This window comes from Streptomyces sp. V2I9, assembly GCF_030817475.1.
Classification (GTDB): domain Bacteria; phylum Actinomycetota; class Actinomycetes; order Streptomycetales; family Streptomycetaceae; genus Streptomyces.
The window spans coordinates 5,990,061-6,007,304 of sequence record NZ_JAUSZJ010000002.1; the positions used below are offsets into that span (position 1 = coordinate 5,990,061).

General features: G+C 72.9%; 17 protein-coding genes. 13 read left to right on the forward strand and 4 right to left on the reverse strand.

What is annotated here, in order from left to right; genetic code table 11:
• Positions 1-349 precede the first annotated feature (349 nt).
• The 3 genes from allB (at position 350) to QFZ71_RS26110 (ending at position 3,446) form a co-directional block, all read left to right on the forward strand.
• Entirely contained in the window at positions 350-1,693 is a 1,344-nt protein-coding gene (gene allB, locus QFZ71_RS26100) for an allantoinase AllB (RefSeq protein ID WP_307670594.1), read from the forward strand.
• A gap of 140 nt (positions 1,694-1,833) precedes the next feature.
• A complete protein-coding gene (gene alc, locus QFZ71_RS26105) occupies positions 1,834-2,958 on the forward strand; it encodes an allantoicase (RefSeq protein ID WP_307670595.1) in 1,125 nt (374 codons plus the stop codon).
• Positions 2,959-3,116: 158 nt separating this feature from the next.
• Entirely contained in the window at positions 3,117-3,446 is a 330-nt protein-coding gene (locus tag QFZ71_RS26110) for a putative quinol monooxygenase (RefSeq protein ID WP_307670596.1), read from the forward strand.
• Between the two features lie 206 nt (positions 3,447-3,652).
• Here the strand turns inward: QFZ71_RS26110 and QFZ71_RS26115 are convergent, their stop codons facing one another.
• The 3 genes from QFZ71_RS26115 to QFZ71_RS26125 all read right to left on the reverse strand — a co-directional run bounded on the left by QFZ71_RS26115 (position 3,653) and on the right by QFZ71_RS26125 (position 5,698).
• Positions 3,653-4,432 carry an SDR family NAD(P)-dependent oxidoreductase gene (locus QFZ71_RS26115; RefSeq protein ID WP_307670597.1) on the reverse strand — a complete coding sequence of 260 codons (780 nt, stop codon included), beginning with the start codon at positions 4,430-4,432 and terminating at the stop codon, positions 3,653-3,655.
• 113 nt (positions 4,433-4,545) lie between these two features.
• The gene (locus QFZ71_RS26120; protein WP_307670598.1) at positions 4,546-5,223 is read right to left on the reverse strand and encodes a TetR/AcrR family transcriptional regulator; all 678 of its coding nucleotides are present in this window, start codon (positions 5,221-5,223) and stop codon (positions 4,546-4,548) included.
• A gap of 271 nt (positions 5,224-5,494) precedes the next feature.
• Positions 5,495-5,698 carry a hypothetical protein gene (locus tag QFZ71_RS26125; RefSeq protein ID WP_307670599.1) on the reverse strand — a complete coding sequence of 68 codons (204 nt, stop codon included), beginning with the start codon at positions 5,696-5,698 and terminating at the stop codon, positions 5,495-5,497.
• 145 nt (positions 5,699-5,843) lie between these two features.
• Between QFZ71_RS26125 and QFZ71_RS26130 the strand changes: the two genes are divergently transcribed.
• The 3 genes from QFZ71_RS26130 (at position 5,844) to QFZ71_RS26140 (ending at position 9,179) form a co-directional block, all read left to right on the forward strand.
• Positions 5,844-7,064 (forward strand): sensor histidine kinase, encoded by a 1,221-nt coding sequence (locus QFZ71_RS26130; RefSeq protein WP_307670600.1) that lies wholly within the window; start codon positions 5,844-5,846, stop codon positions 7,062-7,064.
• Between the two features lie 136 nt (positions 7,065-7,200).
• Positions 7,201-7,935 carry a response regulator transcription factor gene (locus QFZ71_RS26135; protein ID WP_307670601.1) on the forward strand — a complete coding sequence of 245 codons (735 nt, stop codon included), beginning with the start codon at positions 7,201-7,203 and terminating at the stop codon, positions 7,933-7,935.
• A gap of 47 nt (positions 7,936-7,982) precedes the next feature.
• Entirely contained in the window at positions 7,983-9,179 is a 1,197-nt protein-coding gene (locus QFZ71_RS26140) for a cytochrome P450 (protein ID WP_307670602.1), read from the forward strand.
• 130 nt (positions 9,180-9,309) lie between these two features.
• On the opposite strand, the gene QFZ71_RS26145 is transcribed toward QFZ71_RS26140, so the two are convergent.
• The gene (locus QFZ71_RS26145; protein ID WP_307670603.1) at positions 9,310-10,329 is read right to left on the reverse strand and encodes a Gfo/Idh/MocA family oxidoreductase; all 1,020 of its coding nucleotides are present in this window, start codon (positions 10,327-10,329) and stop codon (positions 9,310-9,312) included.
• A 131-nt stretch (positions 10,330-10,460) separates the two neighbouring features.
• Between QFZ71_RS26145 and QFZ71_RS26150 the strand changes: the two genes are divergently transcribed.
• The 7 genes from QFZ71_RS26150 (at position 10,461) to QFZ71_RS26180 (ending at position 17,043) form a co-directional block, all read left to right on the forward strand.
• The gene (locus QFZ71_RS26150; RefSeq protein ID WP_307670604.1) at positions 10,461-11,219 is read left to right on the forward strand and encodes a GntR family transcriptional regulator; all 759 of its coding nucleotides are present in this window, start codon (positions 10,461-10,463) and stop codon (positions 11,217-11,219) included.
• Between the two features lie 286 nt (positions 11,220-11,505).
• Positions 11,506-12,486 (forward strand): sugar ABC transporter substrate-binding protein, encoded by a 981-nt coding sequence (locus QFZ71_RS26155; protein WP_307671592.1) that lies wholly within the window; start codon positions 11,506-11,508, stop codon positions 12,484-12,486.
• Positions 12,483-13,529 carry an ABC transporter permease gene (locus QFZ71_RS26160; RefSeq protein ID WP_307670605.1) on the forward strand — a complete coding sequence of 349 codons (1,047 nt, stop codon included), beginning with the start codon at positions 12,483-12,485 and terminating at the stop codon, positions 13,527-13,529. The genes QFZ71_RS26155 and QFZ71_RS26160 overlap by 4 nt, the downstream gene beginning before the upstream one ends.
• Positions 13,526-14,386, forward strand: coding sequence for an ATP-binding cassette domain-containing protein (locus QFZ71_RS26165; protein WP_307670606.1), 861 nt, complete (start codon positions 13,526-13,528; stop codon positions 14,384-14,386). The genes QFZ71_RS26160 and QFZ71_RS26165 overlap by 4 nt, the downstream gene beginning before the upstream one ends.
• 154 nt (positions 14,387-14,540) lie before the next feature.
• Positions 14,541-15,707 carry an ROK family glucokinase gene (locus tag QFZ71_RS26170; RefSeq protein ID WP_307670607.1) on the forward strand — a complete coding sequence of 389 codons (1,167 nt, stop codon included), beginning with the start codon at positions 14,541-14,543 and terminating at the stop codon, positions 15,705-15,707.
• Positions 15,708-15,785: 78 nt separating this feature from the next.
• Complete coding sequence (locus QFZ71_RS26175) at positions 15,786-16,382, forward strand: hypothetical protein (protein ID WP_307670608.1); 597 nt, start codon at positions 15,786-15,788, stop codon at positions 16,380-16,382.
• 37 nt (positions 16,383-16,419) lie between these two features.
• Complete coding sequence (locus tag QFZ71_RS26180) at positions 16,420-17,043, forward strand: hypothetical protein (protein ID WP_307670609.1); 624 nt, start codon at positions 16,420-16,422, stop codon at positions 17,041-17,043.
• The last annotated feature ends 201 nt before the right edge of the window (positions 17,044-17,244 follow it).

A 17,244-nucleotide genomic window follows, 5' to 3' on the forward strand; every position in this document is an offset into this window, starting at 1 on the left:
CGGGCGGCTCACGATCGGCCCACTGCTCCCCGGTCGGCGTCCGTGCCGGTCAGGGCCTGTTTTGTCCGGGTGCCGCCGACCGGAGCGGATGGCTCCGAGCCGCCTCGTCTGGCCCATGCTACGTTCCGCAGTCCGAAAAATTACTTCTACTTTGTGGAAACATCCAGAGGGCTGTCGGGTGGTTCTCCGGGGCGGCGGACGGTCGTGGGCGGAGCGGTCGGGCGGCCGCCGGTGGACCGTCCCGGCGGGCTCCGTGGCGGAGGGCGGGGTCTTGACGAGGGCGATCCCCGCGTGAAGACTCCACCGCATCTTCAACAGTTCGTTGAATTCCTGGAGTGAAGGAGCACGGGTGTCCGGTCAGGACGTGAACCTGGTACTGCGCTCGACGCGCGTCGTCACCCCCGACGGAACCCGCCCGGCCGCCGTCGCCGTCGCGGGCGGGACGATCGACGCCGTTCTGCCGTACGACGCCGACGTGCCGGCCGGCGCCCGTCTGGAGGACGTCGGCGACGACGTCCTGCTGCCCGGCCTGGTCGACACCCACGTCCATGTGAACGATCCCGGCCGCACCGAGTGGGAGGGGTTCTGGACCGCCACCCGTGCCGCCGCGGCCGGTGGCATCACCACGCTCCTGGACATGCCGCTCAACTCCCTCCCGCCGACCACCACCGTCGAGCACCTGCGGACCAAGCAGCGGGTCGCGGCGCCCAAGGCGCACGTCGACACCGGCTTCTGGGGCGGCGCGATCCCGGCCAACCCGAAGGACCTGCGTCCGCTGCACGAGGCCGGGGTCTTCGGCTTCAAGTGCTTCCTCTCCCCCTCCGGCGTCGAGGAGTTCCCCGAGCTGGACCAGGAGCAACTGGCCCGCTCCATGGCGGAGATCGCCGGATTCGGCGGACTGCTCATCGTGCACGCCGAGGACCCGCACCACCTGGCCGACGCCCCGCAGCGCCCCGGCCCCGCCTACGCCGACTTCCTCGCCTCCCGCCCGCGCGACGCCGAGAACACCGCGATCGAGGGGCTCATCGCGCACGCGAAGCGGCTGAAGGCCCGCGTGCACGTCCTGCACCTCTCCTCCAGCGACGCGCTGCCGCTGATCGCCGCCGCCAAGCGCGAGGGTGTCCGCGTCACCGTCGAGTCGTGCCCGCACTTCCTCACCCTCACCGCCGAGGAAGTCCCGGACGGGGCAACCGAGTTCAAATGCTGCCCGCCGATCCGCGAGGCCGCCAACCAGGACGCGCTGTGGGCCGGGCTCGCCGACGGCACGATCGACTGCATCGTCAGCGACCACTCGCCGTGCACCACCGACCTCAAGACGCCGGACTTCGCTTCCGCCTGGGGCGGCATCTCCTCCCTCCAGCTCGGCCTGCCCGCCGTCTGGACCGAGGCCCGCCGGCGCGGCCACTCGCTCGACGACGTCGCCCGCTGGATGTCCGCCGCCCCCGCCGAACTGGCCGGGCTGGCCCGCAAGGGCGCCATCGAGGCCGGCCGCGACGCCGACTTCGCGGTCCTCGCACCCGAGGCGACCTTCACCGTCGACCCCGCCGAACTGTTCCACCGCAACCAGGTCACCGCCTACGCCGGGAAGACCCTGCACGGCGTGGTCCGCTCCAGCTGGCTGCGCGGCGTCCGTATCGCCTCCGACGGCGTCCTCGCCGAACCCGCCGGCCGCCTCCTCGAACGGGACCGCTGACCCGGCCCGTCGGCCCGCTTCCCGCACGGGACCGCCGACCCGGTTCGCCGGCCCGCCGCCCGAACGGGACACGCCTGCCACCCCACCGGCCCACTCCCCGAACGCGACCACCGACCGTGCCCGAAAGGAACGCCCCGACCATGACGGACGCCGCGATACCCCGCTTCACCGGTGATGCCCGCCCCTACGCGGGCGGTGACCCGTACGCCGACCACCGCATCGCCGACTTCCCCTTCACTCACCTGGTCGACCTGGCCGACCGCCGCCTCGGAGCGGGGGTCATCGCGGCCAACGACGAGTTCTTCGCGGAGCGCGAGAACCTGCTCAAGCCCGGCCCCGCCGTCTTCGACCCGGAGCACTTCGGTCACAAGGGCAAGGTCATGGACGGCTGGGAGACCCGCCGCCGCCGCGGGGTGAGCGCCGCCGAACCGCACCCCACCCCGGACGACCACGACTGGGCCCTCGTCCGCCTCGGCGCGCCCGGCGTCGTCCGGGGCATCGTCCTGGACACCGCCCACTTCCGCGGCAACTACCCGCAGGCCGTCTCCGTCGAGGCGACCTCCCTGCCCGGCACCCCGTCCCCCGAGGAACTCCTCGCCCCCGGCGTGAAGTGGACGACGCTCGTCCCCCGTACGGCGGTCGGCGGCCACGCGGCCAACGGGTTCGCCGTCGACGCCGAGCAGCGCTTCACCCACCTGCGGGTCAACCAGCACCCGGACGGCGGGATCGCCCGGCTGCGCGTGTACGGGGAGGTCGTCCCGGACCCCGCCTGGCTCGCCGCCCTCGGTACGTTCGACCTCGCCGCCCTGGAGAACGGCGGCCAGGTCGAGGACGCCTCGGACCGCTTCTACTCCCCGGCCACCAACACCATCCAGCCCGGCCGCTCGCGCAAGATGGACGACGGCTGGGAGACCCGCCGGCGGCGCGACCGGGGCAACGACTGGATCAGCTACCGCCTGGCCGCGCAGTCCGGGATCCGGGCCGTCGAGATCGACACCGCCTACCTCAAGGGCAACTCCGCCGGCTGGGCGAGCCTGTCGGTACGGGACGGGGAGGGCGGGGACTGGACCGAGATCCTGCCCCGGACCCGCCTCCAGCCCGACACCGACCACCGCTTCGTGCTCGACGCGACCGCGCGGGCCACCCACGTACGGATCGACATCTTCCCGGACGGGGGCATCTCCCGCCTGAGGCTGTACGGCTCACTCACCGACGAGGGCACGGCCGCGCTGGCCGCCCGCCACCGGGAGCTCGGGGGTGCCTGACCCCTCCGCGCGGACGGACGCACCGCGGTCGCAGGGGGACCGCGGTGCGTCCGTCCGGCCCCGTTACGTAACGGTGTGTCACCCTGGTCGGGGTGTGGGAGCAGGCCCGACGGGCAGGTGATCCGCACCGTCCGACGTCTCGACCAGGAGCCACCGCCATGATCTTCATCGCCGTCAAGTTCACCGCCCTCGTCGACGAGCGCGACAACTGGCTTCCCCGGCTGGAGGACTTCACCGTCGCCACCCGCGGCGAGCCCGGCAACGTCTTCTTCGACTGGTCCTCCAGCGTCGAGAACCCCAACGAGTTCGTCCTGCTGGAGGCGTTCGCCGACGCGGCGGCCGGCGAGGCGCACGTGAACTCGGACCACTTCAAGGCGGCGATCGAGACGATGTCGGAGATGGTCGCCGACGTCCCCGAGATCATCAACGTCGAGGTGGAGGGCACCGGCTGGTCACGGATGGCGGAGGTCACCCCGCGCAACCGGTGACGACCGGCCGGCGCGAGGACGACACCGCGCGCCGGTGAGGACGGGCCCGTGCGGCACCGCCGGTGACGAGCGGGGCCCGTGCGACGCCGACGGGGCCCGCCGCACGGGCACGTTCAGAACTCCTCGTGGGGTCCCGGGGCCGCCCACGAACCGCCGGGACGGCGGCCCGGTCGCGGCCGGGGCTGCCCCGGCCGCGACCCCGGTACTCAGGCCGCGTGGCCGCCGTCCACGACCAGCTCCGTGCCCGTGATGAACCCCGCCTCCGCGCTCGTGAGGTACGCCACGAGCGAGGCGACCTCCTCCGCCGTGCCGAACCGGCCCAGCGCGGTCGCCGCCCGCTGCCCTTCGGCGAACGGCCCGTCCGCCGGGTTGAGATCGGTGTCCACCGGGCCGGGCTGGATCAGGTTCACCGTGATGCCGCGAGGTCCCAGCTCGCGGGCGAGCGGCTTGGTCAGCCCGGCGAGGGCGGACTTGCTGAGCGCGTACAGCGTGGAGCCGGGCCCGCCCGTGTAGCGGCTCAGGGCGGTGCCCACGGAGACGATCCTGCCCCCGTCGGCCATCCGCTCCGCCGCCGCCCGGCAGGCGAGGAAGACCGCCCGCACGTTCACGGCCAGCGTGCGGTCCACCTGCTCCTCGGTCAGCTCTCCGATCGGACCGAGGAGGCCGATGCCCGCGTTGTTGACCAGGACGTCGAGCCGGCCGAGCGCGTCCGCCGCCCGGTCCACGGCGTCGGCGGCCGCGACGGCGTCGGCCGCGTCGCAGCGCAGGGCCACTCCCCGGCGGCCGAGGCCCTCGATCTCCGCGACGACCGCACGGGCCGCCGCCTCGTCCCGCACGTAGGTGACGGCGACGTCCGCGCCGTCACGGGCGAGCCGGAGGGCGGTCGCGGCACCGATGCCCCGGCCACCCCCGGTGACCAGGGCGGCACGGACGGCGGGAACGGGGGAGGAGGGGAGGGGAGAAGAAGGGGAGAGGGGACTGGACATCGGCTGCTTCCTCGCTGATCGGGAATGCCGTCACCGCGACGGCATCCCCCAGCAAACGCGCCGCGGGACCCGGACACCGGCGGCTATCGGACACCCACGCCCGCCGGGGCCGCTCACCGCGAGGGGAACGGCGAAGGGAGCTGCGGAGGGAGGGGCGAAGGGAGCTGCGCGGGGTCCGTGGCCGCCGCCCGCAGCCGGGCCAGGATGGCCCGCGTCGCTTTGTCGTAGCCGAGGTTGTTCTTCTGCAGCACCGACTCCGCGTTGGCCAGTTCCAGCAGGGCGATCACCTCGAAGGCGAGCTGGCAGACATCGGTGTCCACGGCCAGCTCCCCGACGCACCTGGCCTCCTCGATCGTCTGCTCCACGAAGGTGACCCAGCCCGTCTGCGCGGATGCCAGCGCGTCGTGCACCTTGCCGCCGCGGGCGTCGAACTCGGCGGTCGCCGCGTAGAAGAAGCAGCCGCCGCGGAACACCCGGTCGCGCGAGTAGGCGATCCACGCCTCGCACATCCGCCAGATCCGGCCGAGCCCTGGCGGCACCGACCGGGCGGGGCGCAGTACGTGGTCCACGTAGATGGTCACCGCCGCCCGTACGGTGGCGAGCTGGAGCCCCTCCTTCGATCCGAACAGCGCGAAGACCCCGCTCTTGCTCAGCCCCAGCTCGGTGGCCAGCCGCCCCAGCGACAGGCCCTCCAGCCCTTCGACCGAGGCGATCTGCACCGCCCGCCCCAGGATCAACTGCCGGGTCCGGTCCCCGCGCTCGACCCGCCCGTCCGCCCTTACCGACGCCATGTGACCACTCCGTGCCTCAGAGTTATCGAGGCGTCAGTCTAGGGAGCGGCGGCGCGGTCGGCGGACCCCCTTCCACCCGGTCGGACGGCCTGATCACCTCTGACCACGGGTGATGTCCCGGAAGGTGCGGACCGTTGCGACAGGTGTTCCTTTTCCAGGGGGTGGCGCCGGGGCCGCGACCGGTCATCCGGGACCCCGCGCGGGGCACGGGTCGGGGGCGCGTGCGGGGGGAACGCGGCCGTGCTCACGGTGCGCGGTTGTGAGTCCCGCGTCAGCTCTTGACCGCGTCCGCGGCGATCATCACGGCCACCCCCGCCACGATCAGCACGATGTTGACGAACAGCATGCGGTCGCCGAGGAGGTCGATGTGCCGCACCACCGTCCACAGCCGGAACCATCCGGTCCACTCGTACAGCAGTCCGCCCACGCCCTGGAGAAGGACGAGGAACCCGATCGTCTCCACGATTTTCTTCATGGGCCGAGCCTCCCGTCCGGCCCGGACCCGCCGCGTCGGCCGACGGGCCCCTCCGGCGCGCCGAAAGTGGCGGACCGTGCGACTTTGGTCGCTGCCTTGTCCCGCGGTGCCCTCCGGCTGCGGGGAGCTGCGTAACTTTGTCGACATGACGCGCACCGAGTACCGCTGGCTGCTTCCCTCGGCCATGGCCGGCCCCGAACTGCCGGACGACCGGCTCCGGGGGCGGCGGACCGTGCGGGACTGGGCCGTCGACATCACGGCCTTCCTCATCGCCGCGGGGATCGGCATGCTGGCCCTCGGCACGATCGAGGCCGACGAGACCACCGCCGACGTCGTCGTGTTCGTGGACTCGGTGGTCGGCGCGATCTCCTGCTGTGCCCTCTGGCTGCGACGGCGCCGGCCCGTCGGACTCGCCGTCGCCCTGACCGTCCTGTCCGCCGTCGAACCCGTGGCCGCCGGGGCGCTGCTGGTGGCCCTGTTCAGCCTGGCCGTCCACCGGCCGTTCAGGCCCGTCGCCATGGTCGGCGCGCTCGCCCTGGCCCTGGTGCCGCTGCAACCGTTCCTGCGCCCCGATCCGACGACCGGCTACCTCGTCTCGGTCCTCTTCGGGGTCCTGCTGGTCCTGCTGGTGATCAGCTGGGGCATGGCCGTACGCTCCCGGCGGCGCCTCGTCGTCACCCTCCGGGAACGGGCCCACCGCGCCGAGGCCGAGGCGGAGCTGCGCGCCGAACAGGCCCAACGCCTCGCCCGCGAGGCCATCGCCCGCGAGATGCACGACGTCCTGGCCCACCGGCTCACCCTGCTCAGCGTGCACGCCGGAGCCCTCGAGTTCCGGCCCGACGCCCCCGCGGCCGAGGTGGGCCGGGCCGCCGGCGTCATCCGGGACAGCGCCCACGAAGCCCTCCAGGACCTCCGCGAGATCATCGGCGTCCTGCGCGGGCCCGGCGACACCGACGAGGGCCACCGGCCGCAGCCCACCCTCGCCACCCTCGACGCCCTCGTCGCCGAGTCCCGGCTCGCGGGCATGAAGGTGGCCCTCGACAACCGGGTCACCGACCCCGGCGCCGCCCCCGCCGCCACCGGCCGCACGGTCTACCGGATCGCCCAGGAGTGCCTGACCAACGCCCGTAAGCACGCGCCCGGCACCGAGGTCTCCCTCACCGTGCGCGGCGGCCCCGGCGCGGGTCTCACCGTCGAGGTGGAGAACCCCGCCCCCACCGAGCCCTTCGAGCGCGTCCCCGGCTCCGGCCAGGGGCTCATCGGCCTCACCGAACGCGCCACCCTCGCCGGGGGAGAGCTGGAACACGGACCGACGCGGGACGGCGGCTTCGCGGTCCGGGCCCATCTGCCCTGGCCCGCCGCGTGACGCCCGCCGTACCGGGACGGACGGTGTCCGCCGTACGGGCTCCGGCGGCGCGACGGTGGCCCGGCGGGCGCGCGGCGACCGGTGCCCGGCCGCCCGCCGTACCGATAGCGCGTACCGGCTGGCTACGGTGGCCGTCATGAGCACCCCGCCGCCCCGGACATCCGCCACGCCCCCGCCCGGACCGCCCGTCCGGCTGCTCATCGTCGACGACGACCCGCTGGTCCGGGCGGGACTGACCCTGATGCTCGGCGGCGGCCAGGGCATCGACATCGTCGGGGAGGGCGCGGACGGCGCCGAGGCCGAGGAGTTGGTCGAACGGCTGCGCCCCGACGTCGTCCTGATGGACATCCGGATGCCGGTCATGGACGGACTCACCGCGACCGAGAGGCTGCGCCGCCGCCCCGACGCCCCCGAGGTCGTCGTCCTCACCACCTTCCACGCCGATGAACAGGTGCTCCGGGCCATCCGGGCAGGGGCGGCCGGATTCGTCCTGAAAGACACCCCGCCGGCCCGGATCGTGGACTCCGTCCGCCGGGTCGCCGCCGGGGACCCGGTGCTCTCGCCCGCTGTCACCCGCCAGTTGATGGACCGCGCCGCGGGCGGCGGAAGCGACGACCGGGCGGGCCGCGCCGACCGCGCACGCAGGCGTTTCGGCCAACTCGCCGAGCGGGAGCAGGAGGTGGCCGTCGCCGTCGGACGCGGCGGGTCCAACGCGGAGATCGCGGCCTCCCTCTACCTCAGCCTCGCCACCGTCAAGACCCACGTCTCACGGATCCTCGCCAAACTCGACCTCAACAACCGTGTCCAGATTGCGCTGTTGGTTCATGACGCCGGACTCCTCGACACGGACGGCGAGGGAGGGGACGCCTAGGCTGACCGCAGCGGCCCGGACCGCAACTCCACTCGAAGGGAACCGTGTTGACCACTTCACCCCTGGTCGATCTCGCCGCGCTCGGCGAGCAGTTCATCCGCGATCCCTACCCCGTCTACGCCGCGCTGCGGGAGGAGGGACCGGTCCACCGGGTGCGGATCCCCGAGGGCGCGGACGCCTGGCTCGTCGTCGGATACGAGCTCGGCCGCGACCTCCTCGCCGACCAGCGGCTCTCCAAGCAGTGGAGCCGGGCCTCGCCGGCGCTCGGGATCGCCAAGGTGTCCGCGGGCACCTCGATGCTCAGCTCCGACGCCCCCGACCACACCCGGCTGCGCAAGCTGGTCACCCGCGAGTTCACCCCGCGCCGGATGGAACGGCTGGCGCCGCGCGTCCAGGAGATGACCGACGGCCTGCTGGACGCGATGCTCGCCGCCCCCGACCGTACGGCGGACCTCGTCGAGGGGCTCTCCTTCCCGCTGCCCATGTCGGTGATCTGTGAGCTGCTCGGCGTCCCGTTCCTGGACCGCGAGAAGTTCCGCACCTGGTCCGGCCAGGCGGTCTCCTCCATCGATCCCTCGGTGCGCGCCTCCTCCACCGAGGAGATGGCCGCGTACCTCTCCCGGCTGCTGGCCGACAAGCGCGCGGAGCCGGGCGACGACCTGCTGAGCGCGCTCATCCACACCGCCGACGAGGACGGCGACCGGCTCTCCGGCGACGAACTGATCGGCATGGTCTGGCTGCTGCTGGTCGCGGGACACGAGACCACGGTCAATCTCATCACCAACGGCGTGCACAGCCTCCTCGCCCACCCCGATCAACTGGCGGCCCTGCGCGCCGACTTCTCCCTGATCGACAACGCGGTCGAGGAGATCCTGCGGTTCGAGGGACCGGTGGAGACCCCCACGTACCGTTTCACGACCGAACCGGTCGAGGTCGGCGGCGTGGTGATCCCCGGCGGCGGCGAGCTGGTCCTCGTCGCCCTGTCGGACGCCAACCGGGACCCGGCCCGCTACTCCGACGGCTCCCGGTTCGACATCACGCGGGACGCGCGGGGCCACCTCGCCTTCGGGCACGGCATCCACTACTGCCTGGGGGCGCCGCTGGCCCGCATCGAGGCGCGGATCGCCATCCGGTCGCTGCTGGAACGCTGCCCGGAACTGCGGCCGGCCGCCGACCCGGCGACGCTCCCGTGGCGGACCGGGATGCTGATGCGGGGCCCGCTGAGCTATCCGGTCGCCTGGTAGCGGGGGCGGCCGACACGGCGCGGCGTGACCTGACCGCGGTCGGGTGACGCCGCGGTCGGGCAAGGCCGCGTCGGGTACGGCTCCGGCGCGTACGGCTCCGGTGCTGGGTCGGGCGCGGTCCGGCTCCGGTTCAGCCGCCCGCGATCTCGGTCAGCGCGACCGGCCGGTGTTCGCGGCGGGAGACCTCGCAGGCCTCCGCGATCCGCAGGGCGTGCAGGGCCTCCCGCCCGTCGCACGGATTGGCCAGCTCGCCGCGGACCACCCGCAGGAACGCGTCCAGCTCCGCCTCGTAGGCGGGGGCGAACCGTTCCAGGAACCCCGGCCAGGGCTTCGCCGGGGCGCCGGGGCCGCCGGGCTCGGCCGAGGTCAGCGGCGTACGGTCGTCGAGGCCGACCGCGAGCTGGTCCAGCTCCCCGGCCAGCTCCATCCGTACGTCGTACCCGGCGCCGTTGCACCGGGTCGCGGTGGCCGTGGCGAGCGTCCCGTCGTCCAGGGTGAGCAGGACGGCGGCCGTGTCCACGTCCCCGGCCGCCCGGAACATCGCGGGCCCGGCGTCGGACCCGGTGGCGTACACCTCGCTCACCTCCCGGCCCGTGACCCAGCGCAGGATGTCGAAGTCGTGGACGAGGCAGTCGCGGTACAGCCCGCCGGAGAGCGGGAGGTAGGCGGCCGGCGGCGGGGCCGGGTCGGAGGTGGCCGCCCGCACGGTGTGCAGCCGGCCGAGCCGCCCGTCCCGTACGGCGGCCCTGGCCTCGCCGTACCCCGCGTCGAAGCGCCGCATGAAGCCGAGCTGGAGCACGCTGCCCGCCGCCTCGACCTCCGCCAGCGCGGCCAGGGTGCCGGGCAGGTCCAGCGCGATCGGCTTCTCGCAGAAGACCGGGAGCCCGGCGCGGGCGCCCCGCGCGATGAGCCCGGCGTGGGCCGAGGTCGCCGAACAGATCACCACGGCGTCGGGCAGGCCCCGCGCCCCGCCCTCCCCGGTGAACAGGGCGTCCACCGGTACGGCCGACGCCCCGGTCCGTACGGCTGCGCGCGCCGCCCGCTCGGGGTCCGCGTCCGCCAGCAGCAGGGCGTCCACGGCGGGATGACGGCTCAGCGCCTCCGCATGGAATGTGCCGATCCGTCCCGTTCCGATCAGTGCGATGCGCATGGGCCCAAGGTGGCGTTCGCCCGGTCGTCATGTCAAGCGTTTGTCCTGACAAAGGAGGGGTCGCGCAGGTCGGGCGAGCACACCCCGACCGGCCATGGCTTTGTCCGGACAAGCGAACTACGCTCGCCCCCGTGACCGCACATGGAACCGACCGGCCGCTGCCGCTGCGGGTGGACCGCACCAGCCCCGTGCCGCTCTACTTCCAGCTGGCGCAGCAGCTGGAGGCCGCGGTGGAAGAGGGCCGACTGGCCCCCGGCACCCTGCTCGGGAACGAGATCGACCTCGCCGCGCGCCTGGGCCTGTCCCGGCCGACCGTCCGCCAGGCCATCCAGTCCCTCGTCGACAAGGGGCTGATGGTCCGCCGCCGAGGGGTCGGCACCCAGGTCGTCCACCGCCGGGTCCGCCGCCCGCTGGAGCTCAGCTCGCTCTACGACGACCTGGAGGCGGCCGGGCAGCGCCCCACCACCAGGGTTCTGCGCGTCGCCACGGAACCGGCGGGTGCGGAGGCCGCCGCCGCGCTCGGTGTCGCGGAGGGCAGCGAGGTGCACCTCGTCGAGCGGCTGCGGGACGCCCACGGCGAACCGATGGCCCTCCTGCGCAACCACCTGCCACCGGGGCTGCTCCCCCTGCGCACCGATGAGCTGGAGGCGACCGGCCTCTACCGCCTGATGCGGGCGGCCGGCATCACCCTGCACAGCGCCCGCCAGTCCGTGGGCGCACGCGCCGCGACGCCGGAGGAGGCCCGCGTCCTGGACGAGGAGCCGGGCGCGCCGCTGCTGACGATGGAGCGGATCACGTACGACACCACCGGGCGGGTGGTCGAGTTCGGATCGCACGTGTACCGGGCGACGCGGTACTCCTTCGAGTTCCAGCTGCTCGTACGACCCTGAGCGCCCGACCGCGCCCGCCGCATATCCGTGCCCCGGCTCCCTGTGTCCGGGGACCCACCCACGCGAGGGTTCCGTCCGCGGGCGCCGGACGGGCAGAAATGGTCCGGGCACACGGGTTGCGCTCGGCCGCCCCTGTGCCCCAGGCTCCGTGTCCGTCGGGGGCTCGGGGATACTTGGGCAGCCGGTCCGCGGCCGTACACACCCCGGCCCGGTCGAGCGAAGCGCACAGCGAGCAGCAGAAGAAGGGCACGGCGTCGTGGCAACGGTTCGGACAGGGGTACGCGCGATGGGCGCCGTGCTGGCAGTGGCGCTGGTCGCCTCCCTCGCGGGATGCAGCAGCACCGGCGGCAAGCGCGCCGAGGAGCGCGCGGCCGCCGCGGCCGAGGGGCGGGCCGCGGTGAACACGCCGCGCTGGACCTTCGCCATGGTCACCCACTCGGGCGACGGCGACACCTTCTGGGACATCGTCCAGAAGGGCGCCGAGCAGGCCGCGCTCAAGGACAACATCAACTTCCTCTACTCGCACAACGACGAGGGCAACCAGCAGGCGCAGCTCGTCCAGACCGCGATCGACAAGAAGGTCGACGGGCTGATCGTCTCGCTGGCCAAGCCCGACGCGATGAAGGCCGTGGTCGCCAAGGCCGTCAAGGCGGGCATCCCGGTCGTCACCGTGAACTCCGGCTCCGCCGAGTCCAAGGAGTTCGGGGCGCTCACCCACATCGGTCAGGACGAGGCCATCGCCGGCGAGGCCGTCGGTGACGAGCTGAACGGCCGGGGCCGCAAGAAGGCCCTGTGCGTCCTGCACGAGCAGGGCAACGTCGGCCACGAGCAGCGCTGCGCCGGGGCGAAGAAGACCTTCGACGGCACGATGCAGAACCTCTACGTCGATGGCACCAACATGCCCGACGTCACCGCGTCCATCGAGGCCAAGCTCCAGTCCGACAAGAGCATCGACGCGGTCGTCACCCTCGGCGCCCCCTTCGCCGACGCGGCCGTCCAGGCCAAGCGGACGGCGGGCAGCAAGGCCGAGATCGACACCTTCGACCTCAACGCCAAGGTCGCCACCGGGCTCCAGAGCGACAAGCTCGGCTTCGCCGTCGACCAGCAGCCCTACCTCCAGGGCTACCAGGCCGTCGACCTGCTCTGGCTCTACCGTTACAACCGCAACGTCCTCGGCGGCGGCCTCCCCGTCCTCACCGGCCCCCAGGTCATCACCAAGGACGACGCCGACGCACTGGCCGACTACACCGAGCGGGGCACCCGATGAGCGGCTCCACCGCCGCACCCGACCGGCCGGACGAACGCCTGGTGCGCACCTCGCCGCTGCGCAAGCTCCTCGGCCGTCCCGAACTGGGCTCGGTCGTCGGCGCGGTGGCCGTCTTCCTGTTCTTCACGATCGTCGCGGACAGCTTCCTCCAGGCATCCAGCCTCGGCACCGTGCTGTACGCCGCCTCGGTCCTCGGCATCATGGCCGCCCCGGTCGCGCTGCTGATGATCGGCGGCGAGTTCGACCTCTCCGCCGGCGTCCTGGTGACCAGCTCCGCGCTGATCTCCTCGATGTTCAGCTACCAGATGACGGCCAACGTCTGGGTCGGGGTCCTCGTCTCGCTGCTGGTCACCCTCGCCATCGGCGCGTTCAACGGCTTCATGCTGACCCGCACCAAGCTGCCCAGCTTCATCATCACGCTCGGCACCTTCCTGATGCTGACCGGCCTGAACCTCGGCTTCACCAAGCTCATCAGCGGCACCGTCTCCACCAAGGCCATCGGCGACATGGAGGGCTTCGACTCGGCCCACGCCCTGTTCGCCTCCACGCTGACCCTCGGCGGCGTCGAGCTCAAGGTGACCATCCTGTGGTGGATCGCCCTGGTCGCCGTCGCCACCTGGATCCTGCTCCGTACCCGCTTCGGCAACTGGATCTTCGCCGTGGGCGGCGAGGCCGACGCCGCCCGCGCGGTCGGCGTCCCCGTCATCCGCACCAGGATCGGGCTGTACCTCGGCGTCGCCTTCGCCGCCTGGGTCTCCGGCCAGCACCTGCTGTTCAGCTACGACGTCGTCCAGTCCGGCGAGGGCGTCGGCAACGAACTGACGTACATCATCGCCGCCGTCATCGGCGGCTGCCTGATCACCGGCGGCTACGGCTCCGCGATCGGCTCGGCGGTCGGCGCGTTCATCTTCGGCATGACCAGCAAGGGCATCGTGTACGCCGAGTGGAACCCGGACTGGTTCAAATTCTTCCTGGGAGCCATGCTGCTCCTGGCCACCCTGCTCAACGCGTGGGTGCGCAAGCGCGCGGAGGCGACGACATGACGGCCACCCCCGACAGCACCGAGGGCGCGACCGCCGCCGGGCCCCTGGTCGAGCTGGACGACGTCTCCAAGTTCTACGGCAACATCAAGGCCCTGGAACACGTCTCGCTGGAGGTCCACGCGGGCGAGATCACCTGCGTCCTCGGCGACAACGGCGCCGGCAAGTCCACCCTCATCAAGATCATCGCGGGGCTGCACCGGCACGACACGGGGCGCTTCCTGATCGAGGGCGAGGAGACCACGCTCGCCAACCCGCGCGACGCCCTGGACCGGGGCATCGCCACGGTCTACCAGGACCTGGCCGTCGTCCCCCTGATGCCGGTCTGGCGAAACTTCTTCCTCGGCTCCGAGCCCACCACCGGCTTCGGCCCCTTCAAGCGCCTCGACGTCCGCATGATGCGCGAGACGACCCGTACGGAACTGCTCCGCATGGGCATCGACCTGCGCGACGTCGACCAGCCCATCGGCACCCTGTCCGGTGGTGAGCGCCAGTGCGTGGCCATCGCCCGCGCCGTCTACTTCGGCGCGAAGGTCCTCGTCCTGGACGAGCCGACCGCCGCGCTCGGCGTCAAGCAGTCCGGCGTCGTCCTGAAGTACGTGGCGGCCGCCCGTGACGCCGGGCTCGGCGTGGTCCTCATCACGCACAACCCGCACCACGCCCACCTCGTCGGCGACCGGTTCGTCCTCCTCAAGCGGGGCGTGATGTCCGGCAGCCACACCAAGGACGACATCACGCTGGACGAACTGACCCGGCAGATGGCGGGCGGCAGCGAGCTGGACGAACTCAGCCACGAGCTGGAACGCACCCCGACCCCCACCCTGCCGGGCGCGTCCACCGCGACCGACGGCACCCCCTGACCCGCCGCCCGACCCGGCCGCGCCGCCGACCCGCCCGGCGCGGCCGACCCCGGCCGCCGGTCGCCGGGGCCGGGCAGTGGCAGAATCGAGCGCGGCGGGCGCCGTCCGCCGCCGGCCGCGACCACGGCCCGGCCTCCGAGACCCCGCAGGGACGATGAGCACGTACCGCGACTTCGCACACCGCGGCTCAGCCCGCGCCACCGTCCTCAAGACCGTCGGCACCAAGGAACGCCGCTCGCACCTGTCCGCGCCCCGTGTGCCCACGGTCGGGATCGACATCGGCGGCACCAAGGTGATGGCGGGCGTCGTCGACGCCGACGGCAACATCCTGGAACAGCTGCGCACCGAGACGCCCGACAAGTCCAAGAGCCCCAAGGTCGTCGAGGACACCATCGTCGAGCTGGTCCTGGACCTCTCCGACCGGCACGACGTCCACGCGGTGGGCATCGGCGCGGCGGGCTGGGTGGACGCCGACCGCTCCAAGGTGCTGTTCGCCCCGCACCTCGCCTGGCGCGACGAGCCCCTGCGCGACGCCCTCGCCTCCCGCCTCGTCGTCCCCGTCATGGTCGACAACGACGCCAACACCGCCGCCTGGGCGGAATGGCGCTTCGGAGCGGGCCGCGGCGAGGACCACCTCGTCATGATCACCCTCGGTACGGGCATCGGCGGCGCGATCCTGGAGGACGGCCGGGTCAAGCGCGGCAAGTACGGGGTGGCCGGTGAGTTCGGCCACATGCAGGTGGTGCCCTCGGGCCACCGCTGCCCCTGCGGCAACCGGGGCTGCTGGGAGCAGTACAGCTCCGGCAACGCCCTGGTCCGCGAGGCCCGGGAGCTGGCCGCCGCCGACTCCCCGGTCGCGCACTACCTGCTGGACCGGGTGAAGGGGAACGTTTCCGACATCACCGGGCCCCTCATCACCGAACTGGCCCGCGAGGGCGATGCGATGTGCATCGAACTCCTCCAGGACATCGGTCAGTGGCTCGGCGTCGGCATCGCCAACCTGGCTGCCGCGCTCGACCCCTCCTGCTTCGTCATCGGGGGCGGCGTCAGCGCCGCCGACGACCTCCTGATCAACCCCGCCCGTGACGCCTTCAAGCGCCATCTCACCGGCCGGGGCTACCGCCCGGAGGCCCGCATCGCGAAAGCGCAGCTCGGCCCCGAGGCGGGTATGGTCGGCGCCGCGGACCTGGCACGGCTGGTCGCCCGCCGCTTCCGCCGGGCCAACCGGCGGCGGGTCGAGCGGTACGAGCGGTACGCCCAGATCTACGACCAGGCCGCGAGCACCATCCGCAACACGCGGACCACCCGCACCGTCGACTGAACCGGGGCCGCCCCTTCCGGCGTCCCTCCTTCCATACGTACGCCTCTTCACGCCGCAGCACCTAGGGACCACCTGATCATGATCGCAGCCGAGCACCCCGTGGTGCCGCACCAGTCGGAGTCTCCGGGCGACGGCGAGGGCAAGCCGCCCGAGGACCCGCGGCATGTGTTCAAGCGGCGCTTCATCACCGCCACGATCATCGTGCTGCTGATCGGCATCCCGGCCGGCTACCTGCTCATCTCGGCGGGCCAGAGCCGCCGCTCGGGCCAGGACAAGGAGGCGGAGGCGGCCGCCCAGGGACTCCGGGAGGGCTGGCCCTCCAAGATGCAGCGCCGGATCTTCGAGATCCCCATCCCCGGCAACGGACAGGGCGTCCAGTACTACGAGACGAACAACTGGAAAGCCAGCCGGATGTACGCGAAGTTCCGGACGACCTCCGCGGGTCTCGACCGCTTCCTGACCGGGGTGGGCACCGGACGCGCGGCGCTGGAGCCGGACACCATCACCATCAGCCGGCGGGACATCAAGATCACCGGCTGGTCCTTCGGCGCCGGAGAGCGCTGGGCCGGCACCACACACAGCAACAAGAAGCCGCGCCCCACCCAGAACATCACGGTCAACATGACCGATCCGGCCAGTCCTGTCGTGTACGTCGTATCGGCGGCGACCCCCTGATCCGGGGACCGGAGGGGCGCTCAGTAACCTGGAGCGAGTGAGCGAAGTGAGCGAGACGACCCCGCAGCCCGTGCAGGCCCCCGACCCGGCTGGGCCCGCCCCGCACCACGGAGCGCCTCACCAGGCGGCCCCGGCGTCGCACCGTGGACCGGACGCCGTGCCACCGCCGGCCGCCCCGGAGCCGTATCCGGACCCCGCGTCCGTCTACCCGGCGCCGGGCGGCGGCGGTACGCCGGGGTTCCCGCAGGCCCCGATGTCCGCGCAGCCGGAGCACCTTCCGCTCGCCCCGGCCCCGGCTCGGCCGACCCCGCAGACACCGTTCGCCCCGCAGCAGCCCGGCCCGTCACCGCAGGGCGCTCCGGTCCCGCAGGCGACTCCGGGCGCGACCCTGGTACCCGGCCCGCACACCACCTCCGTACCGCGGACCCTCCAGGCCGCTGCCGTACCGCAGACCACTGCCACCCCGCACACCACTCCTGTCCCGCAGGACGCCCACGTCCCGCAGGGGGCGTCCGCTCCGCAGCCCCCGCAGGGGAGCGCTCAGGGGACGCATGCGGGGAACGGGCTTCCCCGGACTCTCCAGTACCGCTTCGACGGGCCCGAGGACGCGCCCGTCCTGGTCATCGGACCCTCCCTCGGGACGACATGGCACAGGTGGTGAATCGTGTCTCGTGGGGTCTTGGTCGGTCCAGGTGAGCTGTATAGGGCCAGGTCGGGCCCTTTCTGTCCAGGCACGTCGACTCTGTTGGTGAGATGTGTGGGAGAGAAAACGCTCCTAGCAGGAGACACGACGAGCCCCCGCCGACCTCTGTCGGCGGGGGCTCGTCAGTGCAATTGGCCGTGGGTTCGGCCCTCGGGCGGA